Genomic DNA, 13,839 nt, shown 5'->3' with positions numbered 1-13,839 from the left:
AGTTGCCCCCCGTCGCGGAAGGCGGTATTTACGCGCCTGCCACCGTGTTGTCAACACGGCTCGCGGATTTTTTTGAACAAACCCGGTAGCACCTCGAATCACCTGAATTTATTTCTTTAAATTTCCGCGTGTCGATTTCACGGGGGCGCTCGTCCGCCGCGCAGCCGATGAGGCCCTCCTCTTCCGGCCCTTCCGCGTCCCTAAGCATTTGAAGTTCCGGGCGGCTTAGGCTAGAATGGCTTGTTTACGACATCATCAACCGCCCGGCTTCCGGGCTCTTCGGATACGACAATGAGCACCACTCTGGGACTGAGGTTCCGGGAAAACGGCCAGATATACTATTTCGACGCCGCGTCCCACCAGGTAGAGCCGGGGCAGTACGTCCTGGTCAAGACCGACCAGGGCACGGCCATGGCCCGCGTGGCAAGCGTCCTGGACGCCCCGCCCTCGGACATGGACCCCGCCGAGATCAAGCCCGTCCTGCGCACGGCCACCCTGGACGACATGGCGCAGCACGCCGAGAATCGCCTGCTCGCCAGGGACGCCATCCGCCACTGCCGCAAGTGCATCAACGACCGCAATCTGGACATGAAGCTCGTGGACGTGGAGATCCTCCAGGACCGCTCCAAGATGGTCTTCTACTTCACGGCCCCGGGGCGCATCGACTTCCGCGAACTGGTGAAGGACTTGGTCAAGGCCTACCGCACGCGCATCGAACTGCGCCAGATCGGCGTGCGCCACGAGACCCAGATGCTGGGCGCCATCGGCAACTGCGGCCAGATGTGCTGCTGCGCGCGCTTCATCCGCAAGTTCCAGCCCGTGACCATCAAGATGGCCAAGGAGCAGAACCTTTTCCTGAACCCCTCCAAGATCTCCGGCATGTGCGGCAGGCTTCTGTGCTGCCTGGCCTACGAGCAGGGAGCCTACGAGGAGTTCCAACGCCGCTGCCCCAAGATCGGCAAGAAGTTCATGACCAGCCAGGGCCCCATGAAGGTGCTGCGCTCCAACCTGTTCCGCGAGACGCTGTCGGTCTTCACGGACACCGGAGAGGAGAAGGAGCTGACCCTGGACGAATGGCGCGCCATCGCCGGCGAGACGCCGACGCCCTACGTGCCCCCGCAGCAGCAGCCCCAGCAGGGCGGCAGGCCGCGCCATCAAAGCCAGCCACAGCAGGCGGCCCCCGAATCCGACGAGCCCTCCACCGACGGCGACGACGGCGAGGTGGTGGCCGAAGGCCAGCCCGACGGCTCCGGCCAGAACCGGCCAAAGCGCAAGCGCAAGAGAAAACCCAAGCCCCGCCGGCCCGAAGGCGGCCCGGCCCCAACGAACGATTCCGGAGAATGACCGTGGAGCGCTTCTACATCACCACGCCCATCTACTACGTCAACGCGCGCCCGCACCTGGGGCACGCGCACACCACCATCCTGGCCGACGCCATGGCCCGGTTCAACCGGCTCATGGGCCGCGAGGTCCACTTCCTCACCGGCACCGACGAACACGGCGACAAGATCGTCAAGGCGGCCCAGGCCGCGGGCAAGTCTCCGCAGGAGTATTGCGACGAGATCAGCGGGATCTTCAAGGCGCTCTGGCCGGAACTGGACATCAGCAACAACCAGTTCATCCGCACCACGGACCCCGAGCACAAGCGCCTGGTGCAGAAGGCCCTGCAACAGGTGTACGACTCCGGGGACATCTACTTCGGCGAGTACGGCGGACACTACTGCTTCGGCTGCGAACGCTTCTACACCGAAAAGGAACTCGTGGACGGCCTCTGCCCGGACCACAAGACCAAGCCCGAGTACATCGCGGAGAAGAACTACTTCTTCCGCATGAAGAAATACCAGGCCTGGCTGCTCGAGCACATCAAGGCCAACCCCGAGTTCATCCGCCCCGAGCAGTACCGCGCCGAGGTGGTGGCCCTGCTCGAGTCGGGCGAACTCGAAGACCTCTGCATCTCCCGGCCCAAGTCCCGCCTGGACTGGGGCGTGGAGCTGCCCTTCGACACCGATTACGTGGCCTACGTCTGGTTCGACGCCCTGCTCAACTATCTGACGGCCCTGGGCTGGCCCGACGACCAGAAGATGCGCGACTTCTGGCCCGGCGCCAACCACCTGATCGCCAAGGATATTCTCAAGCCCCACGCCGTGTTCTGGCCCACCATGCTCAAGGCCATGGGGCTCGAGCCCTTCCAGCACCTGAACGTGCACGGCTACTGGCTGGTGAAGGACACCAAGATGTCCAAGTCCCTGGGCAACGTGGTGGAGCCGCTCTCGCTCAAGGACAAGTACGGGCTCTCGGGCTTCCGCTATTTCCTGCTGCGCGAGATGACCTTCGGCTACGACTCCTCCTTCTCCGAGGAGTCCTTCTGCGGCCGGTTCAACTCCGACCTGGCCAACGACCTGGGCAACCTCTTCAGCCGCTCCCTGGCCATGACCCACAAGTACTTCGGCGGGAGCATCCCCCAGGCCGGGCTCGGCGGCCCGGACGAGGAGGAGCTGCAGCTCATGGCCCGCGAGGCCTGCCTCAACTACCAACGCCTCTTCGGGCGCTTCCAGACCGCCAAGGCCCTGGACGCCCTGTGGGAGCTGGTGCGCGGGCTCAACAAGTACATCGACACCCAGGCCCCCTGGAGCCTCCACAAGGAGAACAACGGCTCGCGCCTGGCCACGGTGATGTATTCGGTGCTCGAATGCATGCGCAAGGTGGCCGCGCACCTGTGGCCCGTGATGCCCGAGGCGGCCTCGGCCATGCTCGCGCAATTGGGCCAGACCCAGGACCCGGCCACCCTGAACCTGCCCGCCGAGGCCGAGACCTGGGGAGGCCTCTCGGCCGGAACCGTGGTGGCCAAGGCCTCCAACCTCTTCCCGCGCGTGGAGCCCCCCGCGCCCGCCCCGGCGGCCGAGCCCGCGCCCAAGGCCAAGGCCAAGAAAGAGGCCCAGGCCCCTGCCGCCCCCGCTCCGCAAGGCCCCAAGGAGCCCATCGACTTCGAGGACTTCCAGAAGATCGACCTGCGCGTGGCCACGGTCGTCTCCGCCGAGCCGGTGCCCAAGGCGGACAAGCTCCTGCTCGTGAAGCTGGACGCCGGAGACGGCGAGCCCAGGCAGGTGGTGGCCGGCATCGCCGAGTTCTGGAAGCCGGAGGACCTGGTGGGCAGGCAGGTGGTGGTCGTGGCCAACCTCAAGCCCCGCAAGCTGCGCGGCGTGGAGTCGCAGGGGATGATCCTCGCGGTGAAGCGCGAAGGCGGCCTCGAGCTCCTGGCCCCGTCCGCACAGGTGACGCCGGGAAGCGCGGTTTCCTGAGCGAAGAGCGCGGCAAGGCGCGGGGCAGCGCCCCGCTCTTGCCTTGTTTACGCCTTATCAGGGGAGCCTTTCATGGACGCCGCCGACCGGCGCTCGCTGGCCGCCCAGTTCGCCGTGGGCCTGGCCTCCTTCCTGACTCCGTTCATCTACGGGGCCCTCTCGGTGGCCATGCCGACCATCGGGCGCGAGTTCGGCTTTTCCGCGCGCGAGATGGCCATGGTGATGATGGTCCACCTGCTGTTCTCCACGGCGTTCATGCTGCCCGTGGGCCGCGCATCCGACTTCATCGGCCGCAAGGGCCTGTTCATGGCCGGGAGCGTGCTCTTCACCCTGAGCTCGCTCACGGCCGCGCTGGCCGATGGCCCGGCCACGCTCATGGCCGCACGTGCGCTTCAGGGCCTGGGCGACGCCATGACCTTCGGCGTGAGCGGCGCGATCCTGGTTTCCATCGTGCCCCAGGAGCGCACGGGCCAGGCCATCGGCTTCAACCTGACCTTCATCTTCGCGGGGCTGGCGCTCGGGCCCCTGGTGGGCGGCGCGCTCACCGCGTGGATGTCCTGGCGGGTGATCTTCTTCGTGTCGGCCGCGGCCGGTGTGGCCGCGCTCGCGCTCATCAGGCGCAGCTACGACGACGAGCCGCAGACGCGCGAGGGGCTCCAGTACCGCGACGCCGCGCTCTTCATTCCGGCCATGTTGGGGCTGGTGCTGGGCATCTCCGTTCAGCCCTCGCTCTGGGGCTTCCTGCTGGCCGCCGGGTCGGCATGGCTTCTCAGGGTCTTCGTCCTCGCCCAGGAAAAGGCCCCGAGCCCGCTGGTGGACACGCGCTACATCCGCTCCAACCGGCCCTTCGCCCTGGCGAACCTGGCCTCGGTGCTGGGCTACGCGGCGGCCTTCTCCACGAGCTTCCTCCTGAGCCTCCTGTTGCAGAGCGTCATGGGGCTCAGCCCCGAGGCGGCCGGATACCTGCTGCTCATCCAGCCCACGGTGCAGGCCCTGGCCTCGCCGCTGGCCGGGCGGCTCTCGGACGTGATCGCCCCGGCCAAGGTCAGCGCCGCGGGCCTGGCGCTCCTGGGCGCGGGCCTGCTGGCCCTGGCCGCCGGGGAGGCCACTGGCGCGGACGGGGTTCAGCGCGTGGCCGGGCTCCAGGTGCTTTTGGGCTTCGGGTTCTCGCTCTTCGTCTCGCCCAACTTCAACGCGATCATGTCCAGCGCCGACCCCTCCCACAAGGGCATGGCCTCCGGGTTCATGTCCACCATGCGCGGGCTCGGCATGTGCATGTCGCTCTCGGTCACGGGGCTGGTGCTCGCGCTGGCCCTGGGCGCGCAGCACGCGGCGAACGCCGGGGCCGAGGCCCTCGGGGCGCTCAGGGTCTGCTTCCTGATCTTCGGCGCCAGCGCGCTTGCGGCCGCCCTGGTCTCCTGGAGGATCACCACCCGGCCCGGCCCCTGAAGGGAAGCCGAGGTTCCCGAAACGCGAAAGGCCCGCTCGAACGGGCCTTGGCGAAACGAGAGAGGGGCCGGACTTAGCCGTCCGATTTCTGGCGCGAGCCTCTGAAGAGGAGCTTCACGGGCGCGTGGCGGATGCCGAAGAGCTTTCTAAGCTGGTTCTCCAAAAAGCGCGCGTAGCTCGACTTGATGCGCTCGGGGTCGTTGACGAAAAAGACGAACGTGGCGGGCACGGTGTCGGTCTGGGTGAGGTAGTAGAACTTGGGCCGCTTGCCCTTGACCAGGGGGGGCTGGTGGCGCTCCACGGCCTCGCGCAAAAGCCTGTTCAGCTCGCCCGTGCCCACGCGGATGCGGCACTCGGTGCGGATGGCCCGGGCCGTGGGCAGGATGTCGCGCAGCCCCTTGCGCGTGACGGCGGAGACGTAGAGCACGGGCACGTGCGGGCAGATGCGCAGCTCCTCGCTCATGGCCTGCTTGAGCGCGGAGAGCCCCTTGGCGTCCACCATGTCGATCTTGTTCACCGCGATGAGGAAGGGGGCCTTCTCCTTGTCGAGATACGCGATGAGTCGCTTGTCCTGCATGGCGATGCCGCCGGGGCCGTCGATCACCAGGATGGTCACGTCCGCGCGCTTGCCGCTGCCAAGGGCCGTGAGGCTCGCGATGCGCTCCAGGGTGTCGTCGATCTTGGCCTTGCGGCGCACGCCCGCCGTGTCCACGAACACGTAGCGCTTGCCGTCCTGCTCGAAGCTCACGTCCACGGCGTCCCGGGTGGTTCCGGCCACGTCGCTGACGATCAGGCGCGAATCCCCCACCAGGGCGTTGATGATGGAGCTCTTGCCCGCGTTGGGGCGGCCGAGCAGCGAAAACTTGAGGTCCGTCTCCGGGGCGTCCTCGGGCTCCTCGATCTCGGGCAGGCGCTCGATGACGTCGTCCACCAGGGTGCGGAAGCCGAAGCCGTGCTCGGCCGACACCGGGGCCAGGTCCAGGCCCAGCGAGTGGAAGTCGGCCATGTACAGGGCCTCCTTCTCGCCGCCGTCCACCTTGTTCACGGCCACGAGCACCGGCTTGCCGGACTGGCGCAGAAGCTGGGCCACGCGCTCGTCCTCGGCGGTGATGCCCTCGCGGCCGTCCACCACCAGGAGCACCAGGTGCGCGGCCTCCACGGCGCGGCGGGCCTGCTCCAGCACGTCGAGTTCCAGGCCCTGGGGGTCGTCCAGGGTCAGCCCGCCCGTGTCGATCAGGTTCACGGGCACGCCCGCGAGGACGGCGCGGCCCTCCAGGCGGTCGCGGGTGACGCCGGGGCGGTCGTGGGTGATGGCCTTGCGCCTGCGCAGCAGGCGGTTGAAAAGCGTGGACTTGCCCACGTTGGGGCGCCCGATGATGGCGACTGTGGCTGGCATGTGGCTGGCCTCTGGCTGCGGTGGAGCCGGAGTTTCTGGTGCTGGGGCTGGCTTTTCCCGGCTAGCCCCGGGGTTCTGGCGCGTGCTCCCTCCCCGGCCGGGCGACCGGCGGGAAGGGAGGGGTTCTTTGCACCAGAGCGCGGTCCGCGTCAACCGCTTTTTCGAGGGCTTACGCCCGGGGAGCCTCCAAGAGCGACGCGCCCATGTCCTTGACGCCGGTCACGTCGGCGTACACCTGGCCGAGCGCGGCCAGGAACGCCGCGTGCACCTGAGCGGCCGGAACCTTCACGTGCCCGAACTCCAGCTCGCGCGTGGCGCAGGCGTCTCCCAGCACCACGCACTGGTAGCCCAGGTCGAAGGCGGCGCGCACGGTGGCGTCCACGCACATGTGGGTCATCATCCCGGCGAAGGTCAGGCGCTTCACGTCCAGCTCGTCCAGGTGGTCCTGCAGGGCGGTGCCGCGAAACGAGTTGGGGAAGTGCTTCTCGATGACCGCCTCGCCGGGTGCGGGCTCCACGAAGGGGTGGAACTCGACCCCCGGAGTGCCGGGCACGAAGAACGCCGCGCCCGGGCGCACCGAGAGGTGCTTCACGTGGATGACCGGCCAGCCGCGCTCGCGGAACCACGAAACGGCTCGCCCGGCCTTGGCCGCGGCGGCCTCGGAGCCGGAGAGCTCCATGGCCCCGCCCGGGAAATAGTCCTTCTGGATGTCGATGACGACCAGTGCGGTGTTCATGGCCGCCAGACCCTACATCTCGGGCGCGCCCGAAGGCACGAGGCAGACCACCACGAGGGCGGAGTCGCCGGTGTTCTTGATCTGGTGCTCCTCGCCGCCGGGAACGAAGGTGGCGCTGCCGGGCTTCACGGGGTTCCAGACGCCGTTGCCGAAGATCTCGCCCTGGCCCGCGTGCACGAACATCTCGTGCTCCCAGGCGTGGGTGTGCCTGGGGGTGTGCCCGCCCGGGGCGATCTCGAAGACGCGCATGCAGAAGTTGGGCGCGCCGTCGGCCTTGCCCACGAGCACGCGCCCGGCGACGCCCTTGGCAACCTCGTTGTCGAAATGGACCGCCGAAACCTCGGGATACCGCTTGAGTTCCACGTCTTGCCTCCGGATATGGTTTCGCGCGGCTTATTCGCCGCGCATGATCGCAGTGAGCTGGGCCACTTTCGCGCCGATGTCCCCGGCCCCGACTATCTCGGTGACCAGGCAGGCCATCCTGGCCCCGCGCGAGGCCACCTGGGCCAGGTTGTGCTCCTTGAGCCCGCCGATGGCCACGAAGGGCATGGGGATGTGCTCCACCACGTAGTCCAGGTATTCCAGGCCCACGGGGTCGCACACGTCCTTCTTGGTCTTGGTGGAGAAGATGGGGCCGACGCCGATGTAGTCCACCACTCCGGCGGTCTGGGCGGCGCGGGCCTGGCCCGGGCCGTGGGTGGAGAGCCCGATGATCCTGTCCTTGCCTATGAGCTTGCGCACCGCCGCCGGGGGCAGGTCCTCCTGGCCGACATGCACGCCGTCTGCGTCCACCAGCAGGGCCAGGTCGATGTGGTCGTTGACTATGAAGGTCGCGCCCGCCTTGCGGGTCATCTCGCGAAGCGCCAGGCACTCATCGAACATGGCCCCGGCCTTCTTGTCCTTCTCGCGGTACTGCACCACGCGCACGCCCGCGTTCAGCACCTCGCGGGCCACGTCCAGGTTGGAGCGGCCCTGGGAATGCTCCTCGGAGAGGATGGCGTAGATGCCCCCGGCCAGAAAATTCACCATGGATTTCTTCACGGCTTTCTCCCGATGGCCCAACTGAGCACGAGGTCGGCCTGCTTGGCCGCCGCCAGGGTCACGCACGGGGCCAGGGGCGGGCAGTCCGGCCCGGCCTGGGTGACCATGTCCCCGACCAGATGAAAGTTGTCCTTCACCCTGCGCGTGACGATGCGGTCCGAGTCGCCGCAGCCGGCCAGGCCCGAGGCCGCCACCAGAAACACGCCCGCGCCCAGGAAGGCCTCCACCACCATGCGCTTGGCCGGGGCCTGGTCGAAGGCTTCCACCATCACGGCGCACCCGGCGAAGATATCAAGCACGTTTTCCTGCGTGACCTCGGCAGCCACGGCCCGGACCGTGACGTCCGGGTTGATGGCCAGCAGGTTCTCGCGCAGGGCCTCCACCTTGGGCATGCCCACCTGGCGGAGGAAGTAGAACTGCCGGTTCAGGTTGCTTGCGTCCACCACGTCGTGGTCCGCGACCACGAAATCGGTGAACCCGCTGCGCGCGAGCATCCACGCGCAGTTGGACCCGAGCCCGCCCGCGCCCGCGATGCCCACGCGCACCTTGCGGAGCTTCTCGAGCTCGCCCCGGCCCAGGTAGCGGCACACGCCCTGCTCGAACGGATTCACGCCCCCATCCTACAGGTACTGCCAATCCTTGTACACAGGCTGGTAGCCCTTGGCGTAGAGCATCCTGGCCATTTCCTCCACGCTTCGCCCGTCGGAGATCTCGAACTGGCCCGGGTCGTCCTGGCCCGACGCCCGGCCGCCTACCTGGGTGCAGACCCCGGCGCTGACCTTGGTGACGCCCAGGCCGATCAGGTTGTCGCGAAGCCTCGGGTTCTCGCGCGTGGAGACCGTGACCCCGGCGCGCGGCATGAAGAGCCGGAAGGCCAGGATGTACTGCACGAGCTCCGCGTCCGTGACCGCCTGTTTGGGCGTAAAGCCGCCCAGGTGCGGACGCATGCGCGGGGGCGAGATGGCCACCTCCACGTCCGGGTAGACGCGCTGGATGTAGTCGGTGTGCAGGCCGGTGAAGAAGGCTTCGCGCCGCCAGTCGTCCAGGCCCAGAAGCGCGCCCAGGGTGACCTGGCGAAGCCCGGCCGCCGCGCCCCTGTCCGGGGCCTCCAGGCGGTTTCTGTAATTGCGCTTGGGCCCCTTGGGGTGAAGCGACAGGTAGACCGCCTCGTCGTAGACTTCCTGGAAGATGGTCAGGCCGTCCACGCCCACGGCGGCGAGGCTCGCGTATTCGTCCTGCGTCAGGGGGTAGACCTCGATGGAGATGCTCGTGAAGTGGCGCTTGAGCACCTGGGCGCAGTCCGCGATGTAGGACACGGGGCTCTCGCGCCGGTCCTCGCCCGTGAGGATGAGGATGTGCTTGAGCCCGGTTTTGGCGATCTCGACCGCCTCGGCCTCCACCTCTTCCAGGGTCAGCTTGCGCCGCTCCAGGGTGTTTTTCGTGTTGAAGCCGCAGTAGACGCACTGGTTGGTGCAGTGGTTGGAGAGGTAGAGCGGCGTGAAGAGCTGCACGGCGCGCCCGAAGTGGCGGATGGTCAGCTCGCTCGCGCGCCGGGCCATGGCCTCCAGGTGGTCCGCCGCGCGCGGCGAGAGGAGCGAGAGGTAGTCCCGCGGGGTCAGGCGGTCCTTCGTGATGGCGCGGGCGACGTCCGCGCCGGTCACGCCGGAGAAGAACGCGTCGATGTCCAGGCCGTCGTAACGGCGCATTTCGTCATAAAATGTCATGATGATGCTCCCAAGGCGGCAAAGGCCGGGCCGGGCTCACTCGTGCAGAAAGCCCGTGAGCGGCGAGGACGCGCGGGCCGACCCGCTCACCGCGCCGGTTCCGGCCAGGAAGGCCTCGCGCCCGGCGCGCACGGCCAGGCCGAAGGCCCGGGCCATGGCCACGGGGTCGCCCGCCGAGGCCACGGCCGTGTTCACGAGCACGGCGGCCGCGCCCATCTCCATGCACTCGCAGGCTTCGGAAGGCTTGCCGATGCCTGCGTCCACGATGACGGGCAGGTCGATCTCCTCGATCATGATGCGCACCAGCTCCTTGGTGCGAAAGCCCCGGTTGGTGCCGATGGGCGCGCCCAGGGGCATGATGGCCGCGGCCCCGGCCGCGGCCATGCGCTTGGCGGCCATGAGGTCCGGGCTCATGTAGGGCAGCACGGTGAAACCCTCGGCAGCCAGGATGCGCGTGGCCTCGATGGTCTCCTGGTTGTCGGGGAGGAGATGGCGGTTGTCGCTTATCACCTCGATCTTGATCCAGTCGCCGCATCCGGCCGCGCGGGCCAAGCGAGCGATGCGCACGGCCTCCTGGGCGTTTCGCGCGCCCGAAGTGTTGGGCATGAGCAGGCAGGACTTGGGGATGTGCTCGAGGATGTTCTCCCTGCCCGCGCCCGGGTCCACGCGGCGCACGGCCACGGTGATCACGCGCGCGCCGCTCGCTTCGACTATGGCCGGGATGAGGGCGTTGGAGGAGTATTTCCCGGAACCGAGGAACAGGCGGCTCCCGAGCGAGACGCCGCCGATGGTCAGCTGGTCGGACATGGTATTTCAGCCTCCTCCCACGAAGGACACCACTTCCAGGCTGTCGCCCTCTGCGAGGAGGGTCTCGGCCCACGTGTCCTTGGGGACGATGGATTCGTTTCGCTCAACGACCACGGCAGAGAGGTCGTAGCCCAGGGCGGACAGGCAGGCCTCCAGGGTCGAGCCTTGGGGGATGTCGGCCTGCCTGCCGTTGACGGTCACTTTCATTGTATGGGGTCTCCCTGAGGGGGAAGTGTAACACCGCTGGCGGCGGCGTAAAGGCTTTGGATCGTGGCGGGGCTGGGGCGTCGCGGCAAACAGAAAGGGATTCCGGGGCCGGGCCCTTTGGCCGCCGGAGGCTGAGCCCCGGCGGCCAAGGCTCCCCGTGCTATTTTCCGCCGATGATCCTGGCGATGTTCTCCACGTAGGGCGCGCGGATCACGCCGCGCTCGGTGACGATGCCCGCGATCAGGTCCGAGGGGGTCACGTCGAAGGCGTAGTTGAACACGCCCACCCCGTCCGGGGTGATCTGGTGTGCGCCCACGTGGGTCACCTCGGTGGGGGTGCGGTCCTCGATGGGGATGCCCGCGCCCGTGGCCGTGGAAAGGTCGAACGTGCTGGCCGGGGCCGCCACGTAGAACGGCACGCCGAAACGCTTGGCCAGGATGGCCACGCCGAAGGTGCCGATCTTGTTGGCCGCGTCGCCGTTGGCCGCGATGCGGTCCGCGCCGACCACCACCTTCTGGACCATGCCGCGCTGCATGAGCAGCGCGCAGGCGTTGTCGCAAGCCACCTTCACGGGGATCGAGTCCTTGTGCAGCTCGTAGGCGGTGAGCCTCGCTCCCTGGAGGAACGGCCTGGTCTCGTTGGCGATGACCTGAATCTTCTTGCCCTGCTCCCACGCGCCCCGGATCACGCCCAGCGCCGTGCCGTAGCCTGCGGTGGCCAGGGCTCCGGCGTTGCAGTGGGTCATCACGGTGTCGCCGTCGTCGATCAGGTCCGCGCCGAAGCGGCCCATGGCCTTGTTGATCTCGATGTCCTCGGCGTGGACGCGCTTGGCCATGGCGAGCCACTTGTCCAGGAGCGCGTCGATGGAGATCCCGGGCTCGGCCCGCCAGGCGTCGCGCATGAGGTTCACGGCCCAGCGCAGGTTCACGGCCGTGGGGCGGGCCTCCTCCAGCGCCTTGAGGAGCTCCGCGAGCTTTTCGGCCCAGGCTTCCCCGGCGGCCTTGGCTTCGCGCGCGGCCAGCCAGCAGCCGTAGGCGGCGGTGACGCCGATGGCGGGAGCGCCGCGCACCACCATGGTCTGGAGCGCGTAGATGGTGGAGGCGGTGTCGGTGCAGTCGAAATATTCCTCGCGCCCGGGCAGGATGCGCTGGTCCAGGAGGACCAGGGCGTTTTTCGCGGGCGAGAACTGGATATGGTCGGTCATTCTGTTGCGTCCTAGCTGAGTTTTTTGGCCAGAAGCTCGTTGACCAGGCCCGGGTTGGCCTGGCCCTTGGTGGCCTTCATGATCTGGCCCACGAAGAAGCCCATGAGCTTGGTCTTGCCGCCCCTGAAGGCCTCCACCTCGGAGGGGTTGGCGGCGAGCACCGCGTCGATGGCCGCTTCCAGGGCGGACGAATCGGAAATCTGCACCAGGCCCTTGGCCTTGACCAGCTCCTCCGGGTCGCCTCCGCTGGCGAAGAGCTCGGGGAAGATCTGCTTGCCGATCTTGCCGGAGATGAGCCCCTCGTCGATGATGCGCACCAGCTTGGCCAGCTCCGCCGGCTTGAGCTTCACTTGCCTGGCCGTGAGCCTGGCCTCGCCCATCTCGCGCAGGAGCTCGCTCATGATCCAGTTGGCGCACTTCTTGGGGTCGGCCCCGGCGGACGCGGCGGCCTCGAAGTACTCGGCCACGTCGCGCTCGGCCGTGAGCACGTCGGCGTCGTAGGCCGAAAGCCCGAAGGCGGCCATGAAGCGTTCGCGCTTGACGCGGGGCAGCTCCGGCAACTCGCCGCGCCACTTCTCCAAGTTCTCGGGGTCGATCTTCAGGGGCACCAGGTCCGGGTCGGGGAAATAGCGGTAGTCGTGGGCCTCCTCCTTGCCGCGCATGGAGGCCGTGACGTTCTTGTCCGGGTTGTAGAGCCGGGTCTCCTGGACGATGGCCTCGCCGTCCTCCAGGCAGTCCTTCTGGCGCTCTATCTCGTACTCGATGGCCATGCGCACGTGGCGGAAGGAGTTGACGTTCTTGATCTCCGTGCGCGTGCCGAACTTCTCCTGGCCCACCGGGCGGATGGACACGTTGGCGTCGCAGCGGAAGGAGCCCTCCTCCATGTTGCCGTCGCAGATGCCGAGGTAGACCAGGATCGAGCGCAGCTCCTTGAGATACGCCACGGCCTCCTCGGCGGAGCGCATGTCCGGCTCGGAGACGATCTCGATCAGGGGCACGCAGGCGCGGTTCAGGTCCACGTAGCTCAGGTTGTCCGTGGCCGAGTGGATGTTCTTGCCCGCGTCCTCCTCCATGTGGATCCGCGTGACGCCGATGGTCTTGACCTTCCCGTCCACCAGGATGTCCACCTTGCCGCGCTCGCAGATGGGCAGTTCGTACTGGGAGATCTGGTAGCCCTTGGGCAGGTCCGGGTAGAAATAGTTCTTGCGCGCGAACACGGAGACGGGGTTGACCTCGCAGTCCACGGCCATGCCCATCTTGGCGGCGTACTCCACGGCCGTGGCGTTGAGCACGGGCAACACGCCCGGCATGCCGGAACAGACCGGGCAGACGTTCTCGTTGGGCTCGGCTCCGAACGCGGTGGAGCAGCCGCAGAATATCTTGCTCTTGGTCAAAAGCTGTGCGTGGACTTCAAGGCCGATGACCGCCTCGTACTGCGCCATGTCGGGAGGCTCCTGGAGGAATTGGCGGGGTTGCCGGGGCTTGGTCTTACAGGCACCCGGGGCATGGGTCAATGCCCGCCCCGCATTGACTTGGCTGCCCGGTTGTGGTGGATGATCAAGGCAAACAGGAGGCTACCATGAAAGCGGCGCTTTTGGCATCCCTGAGCCTGCTCCTGCTGGCCGGATGCGTGGAATCCACCGGACGGGGCGGCTATTACGACGACGAATACGACTCCGGCCGGGGCTACTACTCTCCCCGTTACCAGCAGCGCCACGGCGGCACGTACAACAACTCCGACCAGGACGCCTACGAGCGCCGCCGCAGGCGCATAGAGGTCAACTGCAACATGCAGTGGCAGAACTGCTCCGCCGTCTGCAACCAGATCGCGGACGCCGCCCAGCGCTACGTGTGCGTGGCCAACTGCAACAACGCCCTCAACCAGTGCAAGAACCAGCGCTGAGCGCGCCCCCGGGCCGCCCGTAACGGCCCAGGCTCCGCCGGCGCTTCCTCGCGGGCAAGGGAGTCCAACCCTC

At 67.7% G+C, this 13,839-nt stretch carries 14 protein-coding genes; 4 read left to right on the top strand and 10 right to left on the bottom strand.

The annotated features are described in order from the left end of the window. Positions 1-291: 291 nt before the first annotated feature. The 3 genes from ACZ5V4_RS15840 to ACZ5V4_RS15830 all read left to right on the top strand — a co-directional run bounded on the left by ACZ5V4_RS15840 (position 292) and on the right by ACZ5V4_RS15830 (position 4,748). Positions 292-1,344, top strand: a complete 1,053-nt coding sequence (locus ACZ5V4_RS15840; protein ID WP_464315839.1) for a PSP1 domain-containing protein — start codon at positions 292-294, stop codon at positions 1,342-1,344. Between the two features lie 2 nt (positions 1,345-1,346). Continuing rightward, positions 1,347-3,299: a methionine--tRNA ligase gene (gene metG, locus ACZ5V4_RS15835; RefSeq protein WP_464317842.1), complete on the top strand. Its 1,953-nt coding sequence runs from the start codon at positions 1,347-1,349 to the stop codon at positions 3,297-3,299. 72 nt (positions 3,300-3,371) lie between these two features. Next, positions 3,372-4,748: an MFS transporter gene (locus ACZ5V4_RS15830; protein WP_464315838.1), complete on the top strand. Its 1,377-nt coding sequence runs from the start codon at positions 3,372-3,374 to the stop codon at positions 4,746-4,748. A gap of 73 nt (positions 4,749-4,821) precedes the next feature. On the opposite strand, the gene der is transcribed toward ACZ5V4_RS15830, so the two are convergent. From der to gatB, 10 genes are all read right to left on the bottom strand, one after another. Then, positions 4,822-6,144, bottom strand: a complete 1,323-nt coding sequence (der, locus tag ACZ5V4_RS15825) for a ribosome biogenesis GTPase Der (protein ID WP_464315837.1) — start codon at positions 6,142-6,144, stop codon at positions 4,822-4,824. 169 nt (positions 6,145-6,313) lie between these two features. Then, positions 6,314-6,880, bottom strand: a complete 567-nt coding sequence (locus ACZ5V4_RS15820; protein WP_464315836.1) for a cysteine hydrolase family protein — start codon at positions 6,878-6,880, stop codon at positions 6,314-6,316. 12 nt (positions 6,881-6,892) lie between these two features. After that, on the bottom strand, positions 6,893-7,243 hold the full coding sequence (locus tag ACZ5V4_RS15815; RefSeq protein ID WP_464315835.1) for a cupin domain-containing protein: 351 nt from the start codon (positions 7,241-7,243) through the stop codon (positions 6,893-6,895). A gap of 30 nt (positions 7,244-7,273) precedes the next feature. Further along, positions 7,274-7,909 (bottom strand): thiamine phosphate synthase, encoded by a 636-nt coding sequence (gene thiE / locus ACZ5V4_RS15810; protein ID WP_464317841.1) that lies wholly within the window; start codon positions 7,907-7,909, stop codon positions 7,274-7,276. A gap of 8 nt (positions 7,910-7,917) precedes the next feature. Continuing rightward, positions 7,918-8,532, bottom strand: a complete 615-nt coding sequence (thiF, locus tag ACZ5V4_RS15805; protein WP_464315834.1) for a sulfur carrier protein ThiS adenylyltransferase ThiF — start codon at positions 8,530-8,532, stop codon at positions 7,918-7,920. Positions 8,533-8,541: 9 nt separating this feature from the next. Continuing rightward, positions 8,542-9,645, bottom strand: a complete 1,104-nt coding sequence (thiH, locus tag ACZ5V4_RS15800; RefSeq protein WP_464315833.1) for a 2-iminoacetate synthase ThiH — start codon at positions 9,643-9,645, stop codon at positions 8,542-8,544. A 36-nt stretch (positions 9,646-9,681) separates the two neighbouring features. After that, complete coding sequence (locus tag ACZ5V4_RS15795; protein WP_464315832.1) at positions 9,682-10,452, bottom strand: thiazole synthase; 771 nt, start codon at positions 10,450-10,452, stop codon at positions 9,682-9,684. Between the two features lie 6 nt (positions 10,453-10,458). Next, positions 10,459-10,659: a sulfur carrier protein ThiS gene (gene thiS, locus ACZ5V4_RS15790; protein WP_464315831.1), complete on the bottom strand. Its 201-nt coding sequence runs from the start codon at positions 10,657-10,659 to the stop codon at positions 10,459-10,461. 160 nt (positions 10,660-10,819) lie between these two features. Then, entirely contained in the window at positions 10,820-11,863 is a 1,044-nt protein-coding gene (gene mtnA, locus ACZ5V4_RS15785; protein ID WP_464315830.1) for an S-methyl-5-thioribose-1-phosphate isomerase, read from the bottom strand. Between the two features lie 11 nt (positions 11,864-11,874). Further along, complete coding sequence (gene gatB, locus ACZ5V4_RS15780; RefSeq protein WP_464315829.1) at positions 11,875-13,305, bottom strand: Asp-tRNA(Asn)/Glu-tRNA(Gln) amidotransferase subunit GatB; 1,431 nt, start codon at positions 13,303-13,305, stop codon at positions 11,875-11,877. A gap of 137 nt (positions 13,306-13,442) precedes the next feature. Between gatB and ACZ5V4_RS15775 the strand changes: the two genes are divergently transcribed. Beyond that, positions 13,443-13,766 (top strand): hypothetical protein, encoded by a 324-nt coding sequence (locus ACZ5V4_RS15775; RefSeq protein ID WP_464315828.1) that lies wholly within the window; start codon positions 13,443-13,445, stop codon positions 13,764-13,766. Positions 13,767-13,839: the final 73 nt, after the last annotated feature.

This window comes from Fundidesulfovibrio sp. YSD1 (assembly GCF_055397115.1).
The sequence above is the reverse complement of the archived record's forward strand: the minus strand, read 5'-3'. Positions and strand labels throughout refer to the sequence as shown.